Here is an 18,448-nt window from a genome sequence, read left to right on the forward strand (position 1 = left end):
TCACAGTAGTTCCGAGAGGGCGTCGCGGATGGCTGTGACTCCCAATTCAACCTCGGCATAGCTGGTGCTCAGTGGTGACAGGCCAATGCGAAGGCCATGCGGGGGACGGAAGTCGGGGATAACACCCTTTTCCCAGAGCTTGGATGTGACGTCAGCAAAGAGCAGGTGGTCCACGGTGATGTGCGAGCCGCGCTCGTCAGGATTCCGGGGACTCACGATTTCCGCGCCGAGGGGCACCAAGTGCTGCTCGGACAGGGCGATCGCGTATTCGGTGAGCTTGATGGACTTCGCGCGCACGGCGTCCATTCCCACTGACGCAATCAGTTCCAGCATGTCCTTCATCGGCTGCATGGCCAGCACCGGAGGTGTTCCGGTGATGAACCTGCGGATGCCCTGAGCGGGCTTGTACGACTCCGTCATTCCGAACGGATTGTCCGCACCCATCCAACCCCAAATGGGCTGCTGCAAACGAGCTTGCTGCGAGGCGTTGACGTAGGCGAAAGCGGGCGAGCCCGGCCCGCCGTTGAGGTACTTGTAGGTGCACCCAACGGCGAGGTCCACGCCCCACTCGTCGAGTTCCATGGGCACTGAACCCACAGAGTGGCAGAGGTCCCACAGCATCAGTGCGCCTGCCTGGTGCACCTTGGCTGTAATTCCTTTGGCGTCGGCCAGGAACCCGGAGCGGTAGGCCACATGGCTGAGAACCACCACGGCCGTCCGCCCACCCAGTAGTCCATCCAAGTCTTCGGCACGGACACCGCTGGCAGGGTTCGCGGCGATCCACTTGATGGTGGCACCGCGCTCCTTGGCGATGCCCTCGATGATGAACCGGTCCGTAGGGAAGTTGTCGCGGTCAATGATTATTTCGTCGCGGTCCGGCTGGGCATCCACGGCTGCGCGGATCATCTTGTAGAGCATCACCGAGGTGGAGTCACCCACTGTGGTCTGTCCCGGAGCGGCTCCCAGGGCCACTTCACCGATGCGGTCTCCAACCTTGGTGGGCTCGTCCATCCATTGCTCGTCCCAGCCGCGGATGAGGCGGCTGCCCCAGGCGTCGTGGACGAATGAGGCCAGATTCCCGGCGGTGACCTTCAGCGGGCGGCCAAGAGAGTTGCCATCCAAATATGAGACGAGCTGATCAGCGTCGGGCGTGTGGAAAGCATCGCGTTGGGCTGCGAGGGGATCAGCGGCGTCCAACTCGGCCGACGTCGGCTTTTGGGTCTGTTGCGTTGTGGTCATGGTTTCTCCTTCGGAAGTCTTGGGCGCCAGGGGCCGGGCGGTGCGGTTAGTTGCCGATCTCGGTTCGGACGGCGTACAGCTCGGGGAAGAACGTGAGGTCCAAGGCCCGCTTCAGGAAGTCCACTCCGGAGGAACCGCCGGTGCCTACCTTGAAGCCGATGGTGCGCTGGACTGTCCTGAGGTGGCGGAACCGCCAGGCTTGGAAGTTGTCCTCAATATCCACCAGGTCCTCGCAGGCTTCGTAAAGGCCCCAAGGGGTATCGTCCGATTCGTAGATCTGCTGGAAGATGGGGACGAGGTCTTGACGGAAAGTCCACGGTTCGCTGGTGTCCCGGTCCAGAATGTCGGCAGGGATGTCATAACCGGCCCGGGCCAGGACCTTCAGGAACGCGTCGTACAACGTGGGCTCCTCCAGGAGCGTGCTGAGCAACGCGTGTGCTTCTGGTTCGCTTTCAAAGACGCGCAGCATCCCGCGGTTCTTGTTGCCCAACAGAAATTCCACGCCGCGGTATTGATACGACTGGAAGCCGGACGAGCTCCCCAGGAAGCCGCGGAACTGGGCGTATTCGCGGGGTGTAAGAGTTCCGAGTACGGACCATTGCTCGGTCATTGTTCGTTGGATGGCCTTGACGCGGGCAATGCACTTGAGTGCCTTGCCCAGGTTGTCGGCGTCAAAGAGCCGCCGGGCCTCCAGCAATTCATGCAAGACCAGCTTCAACCAGAGCTCACTGGTCTGGTGCTGGATGATGAACAGCAACTCATCGTGGTGTTCGGGTTCGCTGAGGGGGTGCTGGGAGCTGAGCAGGCGGTCAAGGTCCAGATACCCGCCGTAAGACATTGCATTCCGGAAATCGGTGCGGACGGTGGCTTCGATGTCACGGACGCTTTGGGCGGAATGGACTGTGGGCTTTTCCATACTCCGAGAATATCACTTACATGACGCACGTCAAGAGATTGATTCACGGTGAACTGCGGGCGGCACTGTCCGGCAAAGTTCTCGCGTAGTCTGAGGCGCAAAGGGGGATTGTCCATGAATTCCAGCAAAAGCACCGTTGCGCCGGTGTCCGTATATCTTGACGTCGACGGCGTGGTGAACCCCTTCAGTCCTCAGGGAACCACCGACTGGGGCAGCGAATGGACCTTTGCTGACGCCGGAATCCTCGATGTCGCTTTTGCTCCCGAGGCTGTGGCCGAACTCAATGACCTTGCCCGGCACCCCGATGCTCGATTTGTGTGGTTGACCACGTGGGAAGGGCTCGCGCCGGAGTTCCTCTGCCCCGCCATTGGCCTGAACGGACAGGACTGGCCGGTGCTTTCCAGCGTGGGCTGGGATGAGGGCCCTGAATGGTGGAAGTTGACTGCCCTTCAAAAGGATCTGGCCAGTGCCGGCAGCGAGCGGATCATTTGGCTTGACGACCAACTCAGCCAGGAGTCGGACGCCCGATCCTGGGCCGAATACCAGCAAGACCGTGTGCTTTGCATCTCACCGGATCCCCGCAAGGGTCTTTCCCGTCGCGACCTCGCGGCCGTCAGGGCATATCTGGGGTGAACCGGAGCCCCGGCACGTTTGTCCGCTCACCGGAAGGCACGTAGGATTCTTAAGGTTTCAAGCCCGCCGGAGTGAATATCGCAAGCCGAGTCAGTTGAACACTTGCTGAACTATGCTGTGGTTGGCAGGTATGGGGAAGTGAAACTGCTGAACGTCGTCGACTCTGCAGATTGGGCAACAGGTGGATATCACCTTCATGGTCGCGCTGGTAATAGCGTTGGCCCTATTCTTTGACTTCACCAACGGGTTTCACGACACTGCCAACGCGATGGCCACGCCCATCGCAACGGGGGCGATCAAGCCCAAGACAGCTGTAGCCCTGGCGGCCGTGCTCAACCTCGTCGGCGCATTCCTCTCCACGGAAGTGGCCAAGACCATCTCCGGTGGACTGATCCGGGAGGGGTCGGACGGAATCCACATCACGCCGGACATCATTTTTGCCGGCCTCATGGGGGCTGTTCTCTGGAACATGATCACCTGGCTCAAGGGGCTGCCATCAAGTTCATCGCATGCCCTGTTTGGTGGCCTCATCGGCGCAGCAGTGGTGGGCATCGGCTTCCATTCCATCAACTTCGAGACAGTGCTGCAGAAGGTGATTCTGCCCGCCCTCTTCGCGCCCCTCATTGCAGGTCTCGTGGCGTACATCTGCACCCGCCTCGCCTACGCTCTGACCTCACGGCACGATCCCGAAACAGGCGACAAGCTCACGCAGAAACGTGGCGGCTTCCGCACCGGACAAATTTTCACTTCAAGCCTGGTGGCCCTCGCGCACGGAACGAATGACGCCCAGAAGACCATGGGCATCATCACCCTCGTGCTCATTGCAGGCGGGACACAGGCACCGGGCAGCGGTCCGCAGTTCTGGGTTATCGCAGCTTGTGCTTTCGCCATTGCCATCGGTACCTATGCAGGTGGCTGGCGCATCATCCGCACCATGGGCTCAGGCCTCACCGAGGTCAAGCCGGCACAGGGTTTCTCCGCTGAAACCAGCACCGCCTCGGCCATCCTCGCCTCATCCCACTTGGGCTTTGCCCTTTCCACCACACAGGTCGCCTCCGGCTCAGTCATCGGCTCGGGCCTTGGCCGCAAGGGAACGTCTGTCCGCTGGGGCACGGCTGGCAAGATTGCCCTGGGTTGGTTGTTCACGCTGCCGGCCTCGGCCATTGTCGGTGCGCTGACGGCTCTCCTGGTGAGCATCGGCGTCGTCGGCGTCATCATCGCCGCCGTGGTGGGCACCAGCGCGGTCCTGTTCATGTTCGTCGTGTCCCGCAAATCGCACGTCGGCCACCACAATGCCGTCGAAGTTGAAGAAGCCGGCCACGCCGTGCGGTTCCGCAAGAAGAAGAAATCCCGAAAGACCACCCCCAGCGAGGATGTGCAGCGATGAAATGGTTGGAATTGCTGCAGGTAGGCGGAGTCACCCTCGTGGCCGCAGTGACTTTGGTGGTGCTCTATTCATTGGGCGTTCGCCTCACGGCCATCGCTGGTGATGCCCAGCAGAAGTCGCCCGTTTTGGTGCGCTCCCTGGCCTACGTTTGCTTTGCTTTCTGCGCAGCCGCAGTCCTCTTTGGCATCTACCTGATTGTTCCCTACTTCGGAAAGTAATTGTTTTTCTGGCCGTCAGGTCTTCCGGGGAGAATAATCGGCAATGTGGTTATGCACATAGCTGCGTGATTCTGATCCGGCAGATACGGGGTCGCCATGACGTTCCTCATCCGGAACCAACTCATCGGACTGGCGCTGGTTCCTGTTCTGGTGCTGGGTCTGTCGGCCTGCATTCCTCCTGAAACGGACAGTCTTCCGCCCGATCCGACGCCTGCCTCTCTTCCGGCGGCTTCCACGGAACAGGCCACCTCCCAACAAGACTTCTCACCACAAGCCACTTCTCCGCAGACCACTTCTCCCCAGACCACCTCAACACCGGACACTTCACCGCAGGCCATCTCATCACCGGCAGCCGCCCCGCTTGCGCCCACGACGACGCCAGCGCCGGCGGAACCCACCGCCGTCGGACCGAGCGGTGGATCCACCAGCGGCAGTCAACCCACGCCGCCTCCTGAGCCCGGGGAGACTGCCGTGGCGCCCCCGCAGGAGCCCATCGTGGTGAGTTGGGTTCCCGAGGGGCCCATCGCCGCAGATGATCCCGCCTCAGGCCAGCGGTACCTCATGCTGCAGCACTTCCAATGCGACGCCCTGGCTCAGAGCGTCGCAGGCGCCGCAGACGCTGCCGTGTGGCAGGCCGGCGCCGCCGTTTGCCAGGCCCTTCAGACCGGCGACCGCTACGACTGGCAGGAAGCGGCCGTCGCCGTAGCAAGGACTCCACGGATCCCGCAAAAGCAGTGCCTTGAGTTCCGTGTGGCGGCCACCTCGGCATATCTGGTGGCGCAGTACCGCAGCAATCCCGGCAGCATCTTCACAGCGGAACCCGGGACCGGCGAAGCGTGCCCCCGGCAACTGGTGGGGCTGACCGTAGTGGACCAGGATTTGCGGCCAGCCGTTGGCATGCCCCGCGCTTCGGGCCCCACGTCTGGGGGCACAATTGTTCGCTTGGACGGATACTACGTTCGGGTGCGGGAAATCCTGATCGATGGTGTCCCAACTGCTCCGGACATTGTTGCCGGGGGAGGCGACTACCAGACGATGTATTTGCGGATGCCTCCGGCTGACGGCCGGAAGTCCATCCGGATCTCCATCACGGACACGGTGGAGGTTGCCGGAACCGTAACCTTCTTCTACGACGACTCCGCCGTGCCCGGAAGCACGCCGTCACCTGCCGCGGAACCAGCCGCTGTCCTAGGCTGGGGCCATGTCAATTTTTCAGTACTACGTAGCTTCAACGATTGATGGTTTCATCGCTTCACCTGACGACGACCTTGGCTGGCTCCTCCAGTTCGACCAAGCAGAGGGCGTCAATGAGAGCATCGAATCTTTCATGGCAGGCGTTGGATGCATCGCCATGGGCGGGGATACTTATCGCTGGCTCATGGAGCACGAGCCCGGCGCGTGGCCGTATCCGGACACTCCGTGCTGGGTCTTCACCCACCATGAGTACTCGGCACCGGCCGGATCGGACATCACGTTTGTCCGTGGCGACGTGCGCGAGTTCGCACCGGACCTGCTCAAGGATGCAGGAGACAAGAACGTGTGGCTGGTGGGCGGAGGCCACCTCGTAGCGCAGTTCGCCAATGCCGGGCTGCTCCACGAGATGATCGTCACCATCATTCCTGTGGTGCTGGGCGCGGGCAAGCGGCTGCTGCCGCTCAATGGCCCGACGGCGCCGCTTGAGTTGCTTTCTTCGAAGATCCTTGGAGGGGCCGCGGCTGAACTGCACTACCGGCTTCAGTGACGGTTATCCCGGATCATGTTGGTGATCCTTGCAGTTGAGAGCCGGCGGCCTTTGTCATCGGTAATAACAATCTCGTGAGTTGCCAAGGTTCCACCCAGATGGATGGCAGTGCAGGTGCCGGTCACGGTGCCGCTTGCCACCGAACGGTGATGAGTAGCGCCCACCTCAATACCCACGGCGTGGCGGCCCCGGCCGGCATGGAGCGATGCAGCAAACGAACCCAAGGTCTCCGCGAGGACAACATGGGCGCCGCCATGGAGGATGCCCGCCACCTGCGTATTTCCTTCCACCGGCATAGTGGCCACCGTGCGCTCCGCGCTCATTTCCGTGAACCGGATACCCAGCTTCACCACGAGGGCACCAACGCCATGCGCTGAGAGCCAATCGTGGAATTCTTCCGGAACACCTGCTTCATTGAGCTCGTCGACAAACCGGTTCGGCGTGAAATTGTCCATCATGCCAACTAGGCTGGCACCTGTGAGTGAAACAACCAAACCGGACCAGGTTCCAACGGCCCAAGCTGCTGCCATCGCTACAGCACCCACCCCCTCTGCTTCAACGTCCACCAGCGCCGCGGGGGAGGACCGGCCCAGGTTGCTGGTCCTGGACGGCCACTCCATGGCGTTCAGGGCTTTCTACGCCCTGCCTGCAGAGAATTTCTCTACGGCCAGGGGCCAATACACCAATGCCGTGCACGGCTTCACCTCCATGCTGATCAACCTGATCAAGGACCAGAAGCCCACCCACGTTGCCGTGGCCTTCGACGTTTCGGATGACACCACGTTCCGCAAGGCGGAGTACAGCGAATACAAAGGCGGCCGGAACGCCACGCCTGCCGAGTTCGCCGGCCAGATCGGCCTCATCGCCAAGGTCATGGAAGCCTGGGGCATCAGGACCATTGCCATGCCCGGATATGAAGCCGATGATGTCCTGGCCACACTGGCAGCACAGGGCGACGCTGCCGGCTTCGAAGTCCTTCTTGTCTCCGGTGACCGGGACGCGTTCCAGCTGATCAACGACAACGTCTTTGTGCTGTACCCCAAGCAGGGTGTCAGCAACATTCCCAGGATGGACGCTGCGGCCATCGAGGAGAAGTACTTCGTCAAGCCCGGTTTGTATTCGGACCTCGCCGCCCTCGTGGGTGAAACTGCGGACAACCTTCCCGGCGTTCCCGGCGTTGGCCCCAAGACCGCTGCAAAGTGGATCAACCTCTACGGTGGCCTTGAAGGCATCCTGGAAAACCTTGACTCCATCGGCGGCAAGGTGGGCGGGGCCCTGAAAGAGAACCTTGAGAACGTCAAGCGCAACCGCAGGCTCAACCGCCTGCTGACCGACCTCGACCTTCCACTCACCTTGGCTGACTTGCATGAACCACGTCCGGATCGCCAGGCGATCGAGGATCTTTTTGAGGAACTCGAATTCCGGACGCTCCGCACCCGGCTGTTCGATCTCTACGGTGACGACACCGCCGGAGAGGCTCCGGACACCATCGACGCCCCGGAATACTCCGTCGTCACGGATGCCGCGGAACTTGAGTCCTTCTTCGCTGCCGGCTCCGGTGTGCGTTCAGCGCTGGCAGTGCAGCTTGTCCCCGGACGCATCGGTGATGATGCGAGTGCCCTGGCTGTTGTCAGGAGCAACGGAGCGGCGTACATCGAACTGACGAGTCTGGACGCTGCGGCAGAGTCGGTCCTGGCCCGGTGGCTCAAGGACCCCGAGGAAGCAAAGGTGCTGCACGAGTTCAAGTCGGCCCTGAAGGCTCTTCACAACCGTGGCCTCGGCTTGGAAGGCGTGGTGGATGACACGTCCATCTCCGGCTACCTGATCCAGCCGGACCGCCGCAGCTACGATCTCGCCGAACTCGCCCAAGTGCACTTGAAGATCTCACTTGCCACGGCCGCTGCCCAGTCCGGCCAGCTGGAGCTCGACCTCTCGGGTGAAACAGACCAGGCTGCCGCAGCAGCGCTCGTCCAGCATGCCGCCGTCGTGCATGCCCTCAGCAAGCACTTCGAAACGGAACTTGCCGAGATCAAGGCCGACGCCCTGTTGACGACGCTCGAACTTCCGGTGGCGCGTGTGCTGGCGCAGATGGAACTCACTGGCATCTTTGTGTCTACGGACCGCATGGACGAGCAACTCGCGGACCTCACCAAGGTGATCGAGAATGCCCAGGAACAGGCTTTTGCTGCGATCGGGCACGAGGTAAACCTCGGTTCGCCCAAGCAGTTGCAGACAGTCCTTTTCGAGGAACTCGGTCTGCCCAAGACCAAGAAGATCAAGTCGGGCTACACCACCGACGCCGCGTCCCTGAAGGGCCTGCTGGAGAAGACCGGACACGAATTCCTGGTCCAGCTCATGGCGCACCGTGAGTCGTCCAAACTGGCTCAGATGGTGGAAACACTCAAGAAGTCTGTTGCTGACGATGCTCGTATCCACACAACGTATGCGCAGAACATTGCAGCCACAGGCCGCATCTCATCCAACAACCCCAACCTGCAGAACATCCCGGTCCGCAGCGAGGAGGGCCGCAGGGTGCGCAGCATCTTCGTGGTCAGCGAAGGCTACGAGTGTTTGCTGTCTGCCGACTACTCCCAGATCGAGATGCGGATCATGGCGCACCTGTCAGGGGATCAGGCCCTCATTCAGGCCTATCGTGACGGCGAGGACCTCCACCGCTTCGTTGGCGCCCGGATATTCAACGTTGAGCCGGCCGAAGTCACCAGTGCCATGCGCTCCAAGGTGAAAGCGATGTCCTACGGTTTGGCGTATGGCCTGACGTCCTTCGGACTGTCCAAGCAGCTGGAGATCTCCGTGGATGAGGCGCGGACGCTGATGAAGGATTACTACGACCGCTTCGGTGCCGTACGCGCCTACCTGGACGGCGTGAGGGATCAAGCACGGGTGGACGGTTACACAGCAACTATCGAAGGCCGTCGCCGCTACCTGCCGGACCTGACCAGCACTAACCGGCAAGCCCGCGAAGCAGCAGAACGCATCGCCTTGAACTCGCCCATCCAAGGCTCGGCCGCGGACATCATCAAGCGGGCCATGCTGGGCGTCTCGGCCGAGCTCGCAAGCCAAGGACTCAAGTCACGCATGCTGCTTCAAGTCCACGACGAACTTGTGCTCGAAGTTGCACCGGGGGAGCGTGAATCCGTGGAGAAGCTGGTCATCGAACAGATGGGCTCCGCCGCCGACTTGTCAGTCCCGCTCGATGTCCAGATTGGCGTTGGTTCCAGCTGGTACGAGGCCGGGCACTAGGCAAGCCGCCGGGCACTAAGTAAGGATTCAGGGAACGCCGAAGGGCGCGCCGCCGAGATGGTGGCGCGCCCTTCGGCGTCTGGCTAGGCTCAAGGGCGTGGCCGATCCCAATGAAAACAAGTCCGGAAAGTACACCGTCCAACGATTCCCCGCTGTAGCTGACCCACAGCACGCCGGCTACAGCCGCTGCACCACCTGGGTGCAGGCTGTCTCCCACGGATTCCACCAGCAGCGGCGCGATGATGAGTACCTCGCCAAAACTCTGGCGGCCTACCAAACAGATCAGCGCGAGCTGACGGGTGTGTATGTCAATGGCAGCGTCCCGGAGCACTCTCTTGGCCCCGAGGTTCCGGTGGCAACGTACGCGACCATGCGCAAGGCGTTGAACATCGGCTTTGGCCGCCAACTTGAATCCAATCTCGTCACCGCCGTGACAGTCCGCGGCACCCACCGGCGGAACGGCATACTGCGTGGCATGATCACCGCAGACTTGGAAGCCGCGAAGGATGACGGCCTCGCGATGGCAGCCCTTACGGCGTCCGAAGCCTCCATCTATGGCCGTTTTGGCTTTGGTGTGGCCACCTTCGAACGGAGCATCAAAGTTGATACCGGCCCGCGCTTCCAGCTCCGGGGCCTGCCGGAAGGCACTGTTGAAGTCGCTGATCCCTCGGTGTTGCTGGACGTAGCTCCGAAGGTCTTCGAACGTCTCCAGCGGCTCTCGCCTGGTTCGGTTGACCGGCAGGAGTATTACCGGCTGGTGGCATCCGGTTCGATCGGCCACGACGGCAAACCGGATACCTCCGTCCGATGCGCCCTCCACTACGATCAGTCCGGCGCGCTGGATGGCTACGTTTCCTACCGCTTCAAGGGGTGGGAACACAAGCCGTACACCATGGAGATCGTGGACCTCGTTGCGGCAAGCAACGCGGCTTACCTGGACCTGTGGCGGTTCCTGGGCAGCATCGATCTCATCGATGAAGTGACGTGGGCCGAAGCGCCAGTGGACGATCCCCTGGCATGGGCACTGGTGGATCCCAGGTGCATCGACGCCTCTGAAATCCGCGACATGCTTTGGCTCCGGATCCTGGATACACCTGCCGCCCTGCGCGCCCGAAAGTTCGCTGCCGCAGGCAAGCTGGTGCTGGAAGTACGTGATTCCCTGGATATGGCGGGCGGCACCTGGGTACTCGAGTCCGACGGCGGTGCTGCCGCCGTCGTGACTGAAGCCTCAGGCGAGGCACCCGACCTCAGCCTGGACGTCGCCGATCTTGCCTCCATCTACCTTGGCGCTGTGTCGCCCGTGACCTTGGCAGCGGCCAGTCGCATTCACGAACACACACCGGGAGCCGCCTTCCTGGCGCAGCAGCTATTTGCCGTGGAAAGGTCCGCGCACTGCCTGACGCACTTCTAGGCGAGCTTCCAGGCCGCGCCGGCTAAACACAACCACATAGTCACAACAAGAAAAAGGACATCCATGGGGGATTCCAAGCGGCGGCCGTTGGCCGGCCGGCGGTCAGTGCTGCTTGGAATGGCAGGATTGGCTTCTGCGGCACTATCGGCATGCGCGAACAGCGGAAGCCCGGCCGTACCTACAGCCTCCGGGACGGAGCCGGCCATGGGAAATGCGCCAGTAACTGGGCCGGCCACGCCACCTCCTTCCATCGCTGCCAGGTCCAGTGAGCAGGCGGCGGCCGCCCTCGCACCGGCGGGACCGTCCACGGGACCGTCCACGGGACCGTCCGCGCCGCCGGCAGCTCCCGGCAAGGAGCAGGTGCTGGCCGAGTTCGCTGGACGGAACCCCAAAGAATGGGGGCTGCACGTGACGGGGGTGGTGAATCGTTCAGCCTCCGCCAAAGTTGCGTTGACCTTTGATGCGTGTGGAGGTCATGGAGGCACAGGGTGCGATCACACACTCTTGCAAACTCTTCGTCGGCTCAATGTCCCTGCAACGTTGTTCGTCAACAGCCGATGGATTCACGCCAACCCAGGGTTGTTCGCAGAACTGGCCGCTGATCCGCTGTTCGAACTCGCCAATCACGGCACCGCTCACCTGCCCCTGTCAGTGAACGGCAAGTCCGCTTACGGCATCCAGGGGACCGCTTCTGTTGCGGCTGCTTACGATGAAGTGATGGGCAACCAGCAGATCCTGCAGGAACTCACCGGAAGGGTCGCGCAGTTCTTTCGTCCAGGAACTGCGTTCTACGACGACGTCGCGGTGGACATGACGCGAAGGCTCGGTATGCTGCCGGTCAACTTCACTGTTAATGGCGACGGCGGTGCCACCTACTCGGCGGCCACCGTTGCCGCCGAGGTGGGGCGGGCCGCGGCCGGTGACATCGTGATCTCGCACTTCAACAGGCCGGCCGCAGGCACAGCTGGCGGATATGCGCGAGCCTTGCCGCGGCTTCTCGATCATGGAGTCTCGTTTGGCCGCCTGGGGGACGTCTTGACGCCGTAACACTCCTTTTGACCCTGCTTTGCCAATGCGACTAGAATAAACGGGCGTGTACTACGTGCATGCATCCATTTTGTATTAATCCACAAATCAGGATGACCCGGTAATTTGCCGTGTTCTGCCGTCCGGACCCGGACGGCAGCGGTTTGCCTGACCGACTAACTATCCACAACGGAGCCCCTACTACATGACCATCACCTCCACCGAGAAGCCCGGTACCCCCGTAGTCGCCATTAACGACATCGGTACCGCTGAGGACTTCCTCGCAGCTGTCGACGCCACCATCAAGTACTTCAACGACGGAGATCTCGTCGAAGGTACCGTCGTCAAGGTCGACCGCGACGAAGTTCTGCTCGACATCGGTTACAAGACCGAAGGTGTCATCCCTTCCCGCGAGCTTTCCATCAAGCACGATGTTGATCCCGGTGACGTCGTCGCCGTTGGCGATCAGGTCGAAGCTTTGGTTCTCACCAAGGAAGACAAAGAAGGCCGTCTGATCCTCTCCAAGAAACGCGCTCAGTACGAGCGTGCCTGGGGCGACATCGAGAAGGTCAAGGAAGAAGACGGTGTCGTTACCGGTACCGTCATCGAGGTTGTCAAGGGTGGCCTCATCCTGGACATCGGCCTGCGTGGCTTCCTGCCCGCATCCCTCGTCGAGATGCGTCGCGTCCGCGACCTCGCTCCGTACATCGGTCAGCAGATCGAAGCCAAGATCATCGAGCTGGACAAGAACCGCAACAACGTTGTTCTGTCCCGCCGTGCATGGCTCGAGCAGACTCAGTCCGAGGTTCGCTCCACGTTCCTCAACAAGCTGGAAAAGGGCCAGGTTCGTCCGGGCGTTGTTTCCTCCATCGTCAACTTCGGTGCATTCGTGGACCTGGGCGGCGTAGACGGCCTCGTTCACGTTTCCGAGCTGTCCTGGAAGCACATCGACCACCCGTCCGAGGTTGTCGAGGTTGGCCAGGAAGTCACCGTCGAGGTCCTCGAAGTGGATCTGGACCGCGAGCGTGTCTCCCTGTCGCTCAAGGCTACGCAGGAAGATCCGTGGCAGACCTTCGCCCGCACCCACGCCCTCGGCCAGGTTGTTCCGGGTAAGGTCACCAAGCTGGTTCCGTTCGGTGCGTTCGTTCGCGTCGAAGACGGCATCGAAGGCCTCGTTCACATCTCCGAGCTGGCAGTCCGCCACGTTGAGCTCGCCGAGCAGGTTGTCTCCGTTGGCGACGAACTGTTCGTCAAGGTCATCGACATCGACCTCGAGCGTCGCCGTATCTCCCTCTCCCTCAAGCAGGCTAACGAGGGCGTTGACGCTGACAGCACCGAGTTCGATCCCGCTCTGTACGGCATGGCCGCTGAGTACGACGAAGAGGGCAACTACAAGTACCCCGAGGGCTTCGACCCCGAGTCGAACGAATGGCTCGAGGGCTACGAGACCCAGCGCGCCGCTTGGGAGCAGCAGTACGCTGACGCCCAGACCCGCTGGGAAGCTCACAAGAAGCAGGTTGCCCAGCACGCTGCTGACGACGCTGCTGCTGCAACGTCCGGTGAGAGCGATTCCGGCACCACGAGCTACTCCTCGGAGCCGGCTGCTGCTGAGTCCAACGCTGGTGGTACCTTGGCGTCCGACGAAGCACTCGCCGCATTGCGTGAGAAGCTGACCGGCAACTAATTCCGCCTCCCTCACGGGATGTGCTGAATAGCCAAAGAAGGACCCCTGCCTCCGGGCAGGGGTCCTTCTGTTTTATGTCGTCTTCATGCGGTGTGGAACTACTCAGAGGGGGACGTCTACCCACTCTGTTCCTTGGGGCCGCAGCTCAAGGTTTCCCGCCGTCAGGGAAGCCAGCCTGGTACGGGCCTCGGAGAGGGTGGCTGCATCGTCAGGCAAGGCGATGCGAAGAATCGTGTGCTGGGGTTCGTATCCGGTCTCCGCCATCACGTACCCGGCATTGCGAAGTTCGTTTTCCAAGCGTCCGGCCCCGGCATGGGGGACATCGACGGCGCACAGCCGTAATCTTCGCCGCTGCACCAACCGCACCAGATCCAGGGCGGCGGAGACCGATTCCGAATAGGCGCGGACCAGTCCGCCCGCGCCCAGGAGGATCCCACCGAAATAACGTACGACGACGACGCTTACGTCGCTGAGGTCCGTCACCCCGGGCGATGTCTCGCGTTTGACGAGTGCCTCCAGCATGGGGATGCCCGCGGTACCTGAGGGTTCCCCGTCGTCATTGGAGCGTTGAATCATCCGGTCCGCGCCGATGACGAAGGCTGAACAGTGGTGCCGGGCGTCGTGGAATTCACGCCGCAGGTTCGACACCAGGGAACGGGCAGTGTCCTCGTCGGGGGAGCGCCTCAGAACAGTGATGAAGCGCGAGCGGCGGATCTCCAGTTCGTGGCGAAAATCGGAGCCCGCAGCGAGGGTCGTATAACTGGTGGCGCGGCTGACATCCTCAATTTCCACCGCTTCAGTCTAGTGTTGAGGGGTGCTGAAGATCGGGCTGACAGGCGGTATCGCCTCAGGAAAATCATTGGTGGCGTCGAGGCTGCAGGAATTGGGTGCAATCCTCGTGGACGCGGACGTTATAGCGCGGCAGGTAGTGGAGCCGGGTACTCCGGGACTGGACCGTGTGGTGAAGGCGTTCGGGCCTGGCATCCTCGACGACGACGGTCGGCTTGACCGGCCCAAGCTCGGGGCCATCGTTTTCCAGGACCCCGCCCAACGAGACGTTCTCAACAGCATCGTCCATCCGCTGGTCCGCGAGGTAGCCGGCGCAATGGTGTCAGGTGCCGGCGACATCGTGGTCCAGGACATTCCTCTGCTTGTCGAAACCGGGCAGGGCGGCAATTTCCACTTGGTGGTGGTGGTTGATGCCCCGGACGATGTCCGCCTTCAACGCATGGTGGAGTTTCGACGGATGAGCACGGAGGACGCGTTGGCCCGCATGGCCTCGCAGGCCACTCGCGCAGAACGCAATGACGCCGCCGACGTTGTCCTGGATAACTCCGGAACCCGGGAAGAGTTGCTCGCTGCTGTGGACGCTCTGTGGGAGCACCGACTGGTGCCCTTGGCAAATAGCCTCCACCACAACTCCAAGGCTCCGCGCGATACCGGGCCTGTCAGCCCGCACAACCCGATCCCGCCCAGTGGCTGAAACGGTTCCACGTTGCCTGGCCGCTCATGAATGAGTGGGCCAAACGCGCAAGCTGCGTGCCGCCGTCGTAATTGTCTTCCGCTCAAGGCAAACGCGGACAGTAGCTGTCCTGGGTCGGGGGTAGATTTGTTGTATGAGCCTTGCCCAGGAAATCAACCGTGTCGTCGCGCCGTTCGAAGTGATCAGCGAGTTCAAGCCCGCCGGTGATCAGCCGGCTGCCATAGCCGAGCTGACAGAGCGCATCAACAACGGTGAAAAAGACGTCGTGCTCCTCGGCGCCACTGGTACGGGTAAGAGTGCCACCACGGCGTGGCTCATCGAACAGGTCCAGCGTCCCACCCTGGTAATGGTCCAGAACAAGACTCTTGCCGCGCAGCTGGCCAATGAATTCAGGGAGCTGCTGCCCAACAACGCAGTGGAATACTTTGTCTCCTACTACGACTACTACCAGCCCGAGGCATACGTAGCCCAGACGGATACCTTCATTGAGAAAGATTCCTCCATCAATGAGGAAGTCGAAAGACTCCGGCACTCGGCCACCAACGCCCTGCTGACCCGGCGCGACGTCATCGTGGTGGCCACGGTGTCCTGCATCTACGGCCTGGGCACGCCTGAAGAGTACATCGCGGGCATGGTGACGCTCCGCAAGGGTGCGGAAATGAACCGCGACCACCTCCTGCGGAAGTTCGTCTCCATGCAGTACGCCCGGAATGACATGGACTTCCACCGGGGCACGTTCCGGGTCCGCGGCGACACCGTGGAGATCATTCCGATGTACGAGGAACTGGCCATCAGGATCGAATTCTTCGGTGACGAAATCGAGAATATTCAGACGCTCCACCCCCTCACCGGCGAGGTACTGCGGGACGAAGAAGAGATGTACGTCTTCCCGGCGTCGCACTACGTGGCTGGCCCTGAGCGCATGGCCCGGGCCATCAAGCGGATCGAGGACGAACTTGCTGACCGTCTGAAGGTCCTCGAAGGCCAAGGAAAACTTGTGGAAGCACAGCGGCTCCGGATGCGCACCACATACGACCTCGAAATGATGCAGCAGATGGGTTTCTGCAACGGCATCGAGAACTACTCCGTCCACATCGATGGCCGCGAAGCGGGAACAGCGCCACACTGTCTGATCGACTACTTCCCGGACGACTTCCTCCTGGTGGTGGACGAATCGCATGTGACCATTCCGCAGATCGGCGCCATGTACGAGGGCGATATGTCCCGTAAGAGGAACCTCGTGGACTTCGGTTTCCGCCTACCCTCTGCCATGGACAACCGACCGCTGAAATGGGATGAATTCCTGGAACGCATCGGCCAGACCGTGTACCTTTCCGCAACCCCGGGCAAGTACGAGCTCGGTAAAGCGGATGGCTATGTGCAGCAAATCATTCGTCCCACCGGCCTCATTGATCCCGAGGTGGTGGTCAAGCCCACCAAGGGACAAATTGACGATCTTCTCGGGGAAATCAGGACCCGCACGGAAAAGAATGAACGCGTTCTTGTCACCACGTTGACCAAGCGCATGGCGGAGGACCTCACGGACTACCTGGTGGGTCATGGCGTGAAGGTGGAGTATCTGCACTCCGACGTCGATACTCTGCGGCGGGTGGAACTGCTCCGGGAACTCCGGATGGGCGTTTTTGATGTCCTGGTGGGCATCAACCTGCTCCGCGAAGGTTTGGACCTTCCCGAGGTTTCCCTTGTCAGCATCCTGGATGCGGACAAGGAAGGCTTCCTGCGTTCCTCCACTTCCCTGATCCAGACCATCGGCCGTGCCGCCCGTAACGTCTCGGGTCAGGTACATATGTACGCGGACAGGATCACCGACTCCATGGCCCATGCCATTGAGGAGACCAACCGCCGCCGCGCCATCCAGGTGCAGTACAACACCGACCACGGCATAGACCCCCAGCCGTTGCGCAAGAAGATCGCAGACATCACCGATCAACTGGCCAAGGAAGACGCAGACACCCAGGAGCTGCTCAACAACAACCGGCTGGCCAAGGGTGGCAAGCGCGGTAAGACGGCCGCAAAGGGTGCGGCCACGGTTCGCCAGGACGGGCTCGCCGCAGCTCCCGCTGAAGACCTTGTTGGCCTCATTGAACAACTGACCGAACAAATGCACGGGGCGGCTGCTGAACTGCAGTTCGAAGTCGCCGCCCGGATCCGTGATGAAGTCAAGGAGCTGAAGCGCGAATTACGCCAGATGCAGTCTGCCGGGCACGCCTAAGGTAAGGTTATGGTCACGTAGGGGAGTATCCCAAGCGCTACGTCCGTCAGCACGCAAGGCACAGATGCCTCGCCGGATCTAGCGGGCCGCCAATTTTGCCTTCACCGCACCCTGGCAGGCCGGAGAGACTTACACCGCTTTCCCGTACCCTGCGAAAGGCACCTTTAATGCAGCTTCCCGTCTGGTTTGAGATCGGCTCCTTTGTCGTTCTCGGAATCATCTTGCTGATCGACCTCCTCTTGGTCGTCAAGCGTCCCCATGAACCTTCCATGAAGGAGGCCGGCCTCTGGGTTGGCTTCTACGTAGGACTGGCACTGCTTTTCGCAGTTGCCATGTTCGCCTTCGCCGGCCCTGAGTACGGCGGTCAGTTCGTTGCTGGTTGGGTCACTGAGTACAGCCTCAGCATCGACAACCTCTTTGTGTTCATCATCATCATGGCCCGCTTCTCGGTGCCCCGTAAGTACCAGCAGGAAGTGCTGATGGTGGGCATCATCATCGCGCTGATCCTTCGCGGCATCTTCATCGCCCTGGGTGCCGTTGTGATCGAGCAGTTCAGCTGGGTCTTCTACATCTTCGGCGCTTTCCTGCTGTGGACCGCCTGGAAGCAGGCCAAGGATTCCGGCGAGGACGAAGAAGAAGGTGCCGAGAACCCCTTGATCGGCCGCCTCCGCAAGGTCCTGCCGATGTCCGAGAAGTTCGATGGCAACAAGATCCGCACCGTGGTGGACGGCAAGAAGGTCTTCACCCCCATGTTGATCGTCTTCGTGACCATCGGCTTGACCGACCTCCTGTTCGCCGTTGACTCCATCCCCGCGATCTTCGGCCTGACCCAGAGTGCATTCATCGTGTTTACCGCGAATATCTTCGCGTTGATGGGCCTGCGTCAGCTGTACTTCCTCCTGGGCGGACTCATGACACGCCTGGTGTACCTCAAGCACGCTCTTTCCGTGATTCTGGCCTTCATCGGCGTCAAGCTTGTCCTGCATGCCATGCACGTGAATGAGCTCCCGTTCATCAACGGCGGTCATCACATCGAGTGGGCCCCTGAGATCCCCACCTACGTGTCCTTGGCTGTCATTGTGGGCACCATCGTCGTAGCTGTTGTGGCCAGCTTGCTGAGCCCGCAAGCACGGCAGGCCAAACTGGATGCCCGGCTCGAGGAAGATGCCAAGAAGAGCATGAGCGAGGCAGACTAACGGAACTCCAAAAGTTGTAG

At 61.3% G+C, this 18,448-nt stretch carries 16 protein-coding genes and 1 pseudogene; 12 read left to right on the forward strand and 5 right to left on the reverse strand.

The features are described from left to right. Nucleotides 1-1,239: a kynureninase gene (gene kynU, locus CQ020_RS19600; protein WP_105693352.1), complete on the reverse strand. Its 1,239-nt coding sequence runs from the start codon at nucleotides 1,237-1,239 to the stop codon at nucleotides 1-3. A 46-nt stretch (nucleotides 1,240-1,285) separates the two neighbouring features. Further along, on the reverse strand, nucleotides 1,286-2,155 hold the full coding sequence (kynA, locus tag CQ020_RS19605; RefSeq protein WP_105693353.1) for a tryptophan 2,3-dioxygenase: 870 nt from the start codon (nucleotides 2,153-2,155) through the stop codon (nucleotides 1,286-1,288). A gap of 114 nt (nucleotides 2,156-2,269) precedes the next feature. Between kynA and CQ020_RS19610 the strand changes: the two genes are divergently transcribed. From CQ020_RS19610 to CQ020_RS19630, 5 genes are all read left to right on the forward strand, one after another. Continuing rightward, nucleotides 2,270-2,788: an HAD domain-containing protein gene (locus tag CQ020_RS19610; protein ID WP_105693354.1), complete on the forward strand. Its 519-nt coding sequence runs from the start codon at nucleotides 2,270-2,272 to the stop codon at nucleotides 2,786-2,788. 181 nt (nucleotides 2,789-2,969) lie between these two features. Continuing rightward, nucleotides 2,970-4,175 (forward strand): inorganic phosphate transporter, encoded by a 1,206-nt coding sequence (locus CQ020_RS19615; protein ID WP_105693355.1) that lies wholly within the window; start codon nucleotides 2,970-2,972, stop codon nucleotides 4,173-4,175. Continuing rightward, nucleotides 4,172-4,393: a hypothetical protein gene (locus tag CQ020_RS19620; protein WP_105693356.1), complete on the forward strand. Its 222-nt coding sequence runs from the start codon at nucleotides 4,172-4,174 to the stop codon at nucleotides 4,391-4,393. Before CQ020_RS19615 ends, CQ020_RS19620 begins: the two co-directional genes overlap by 4 nt. A 96-nt stretch (nucleotides 4,394-4,489) precedes the next feature. Then, nucleotides 4,490-5,632 (forward strand): hypothetical protein, encoded by a 1,143-nt coding sequence (locus CQ020_RS19625; protein WP_105693357.1) that lies wholly within the window; start codon nucleotides 4,490-4,492, stop codon nucleotides 5,630-5,632. Further along, the gene (locus CQ020_RS19630) at nucleotides 5,595-6,134 is read left to right on the forward strand and encodes a dihydrofolate reductase family protein (RefSeq protein WP_105693358.1); all 540 of its coding nucleotides are present in this window, start codon (nucleotides 5,595-5,597) and stop codon (nucleotides 6,132-6,134) included. The genes CQ020_RS19625 and CQ020_RS19630 overlap by 38 nt, the downstream gene beginning before the upstream one ends. Here CQ020_RS19630 and CQ020_RS19635 read toward each other — a convergent pair. Next, complete coding sequence (locus CQ020_RS19635; protein ID WP_105693359.1) at nucleotides 6,128-6,592, reverse strand: hotdog fold thioesterase; 465 nt, start codon at nucleotides 6,590-6,592, stop codon at nucleotides 6,128-6,130. The genes CQ020_RS19630 and CQ020_RS19635 overlap by 7 nt on opposite strands. A 160-nt stretch (nucleotides 6,593-6,752) precedes the next feature. On the opposite strand from CQ020_RS19635, the gene polA reads away from it, so the two are divergent. After that, nucleotides 6,753-9,395, forward strand: a complete 2,643-nt coding sequence (gene polA / locus CQ020_RS19640; RefSeq protein WP_258142111.1) for a DNA polymerase I — start codon at nucleotides 6,753-6,755, stop codon at nucleotides 9,393-9,395. Nucleotides 9,396-9,492: 97 nt separating this feature from the next. Next, nucleotides 9,493-10,806: a GNAT family N-acetyltransferase gene (locus CQ020_RS19645; RefSeq protein ID WP_105693362.1), complete on the forward strand. Its 1,314-nt coding sequence runs from the start codon at nucleotides 9,493-9,495 to the stop codon at nucleotides 10,804-10,806. Here CQ020_RS19645 and CQ020_RS24585 read toward each other — a convergent pair. Beyond that, nucleotides 10,803-11,012, reverse strand: a complete 210-nt coding sequence (locus CQ020_RS24585; RefSeq protein ID WP_258142104.1) for a hypothetical protein — start codon at nucleotides 11,010-11,012, stop codon at nucleotides 10,803-10,805. The genes CQ020_RS19645 and CQ020_RS24585 overlap by 4 nt on opposite strands. Here CQ020_RS24585 and CQ020_RS19650 point away from each other — a divergent pair. Further along, nucleotides 11,011-11,853 carry a polysaccharide deacetylase family protein gene (locus CQ020_RS19650; protein WP_258142105.1) on the forward strand — a complete coding sequence of 281 codons (843 nt, stop codon included), beginning with the start codon at nucleotides 11,011-11,013 and terminating at the stop codon, nucleotides 11,851-11,853. The two genes, CQ020_RS24585 and CQ020_RS19650, sit on opposite strands and share 2 nt — an antisense overlap. A gap of 184 nt (nucleotides 11,854-12,037) precedes the next feature. Continuing rightward, nucleotides 12,038-13,516, forward strand: a complete 1,479-nt coding sequence (rpsA, locus tag CQ020_RS19655) for a 30S ribosomal protein S1 (RefSeq protein WP_024820997.1) — start codon at nucleotides 12,038-12,040, stop codon at nucleotides 13,514-13,516. Between the two features lie 102 nt (nucleotides 13,517-13,618). Here rpsA and CQ020_RS19660 read toward each other — a convergent pair whose 3' ends face one another. Further along, nucleotides 13,619-14,308 carry a YigZ family protein gene (locus CQ020_RS19660; protein WP_105693367.1) on the reverse strand — a complete coding sequence of 230 codons (690 nt, stop codon included), beginning with the start codon at nucleotides 14,306-14,308 and terminating at the stop codon, nucleotides 13,619-13,621. Between the two features lie 22 nt (nucleotides 14,309-14,330). Here CQ020_RS19660 and coaE point away from each other — a divergent pair. The 3 genes and pseudogenes from coaE to CQ020_RS19675 all read left to right on the forward strand — a co-directional run. Beyond that, nucleotides 14,331-14,975: pseudogene (coaE, locus tag CQ020_RS19665) on the forward strand (dephospho-CoA kinase); the annotation flags it as partial. 157 nt (nucleotides 14,976-15,132) lie between these two features. Further along, on the forward strand, nucleotides 15,133-17,232 hold the full coding sequence (uvrB, locus tag CQ020_RS19670) for an excinuclease ABC subunit UvrB (protein ID WP_105693369.1): 2,100 nt from the start codon (nucleotides 15,133-15,135) through the stop codon (nucleotides 17,230-17,232). A 167-nt stretch (nucleotides 17,233-17,399) separates the two neighbouring features. Then, the gene (locus CQ020_RS19675) at nucleotides 17,400-18,428 is read left to right on the forward strand and encodes a TerC family protein (protein ID WP_105693371.1); all 1,029 of its coding nucleotides are present in this window, start codon (nucleotides 17,400-17,402) and stop codon (nucleotides 18,426-18,428) included. Nucleotides 18,429-18,448 lie beyond the last annotated feature (20 nt).

The sequence above is a fragment of the Arthrobacter sp. MYb23 genome (genome assembly GCF_002979775.1).
Lineage (GTDB): Bacteria > Actinomycetota > Actinomycetes > Actinomycetales > Micrococcaceae > Arthrobacter.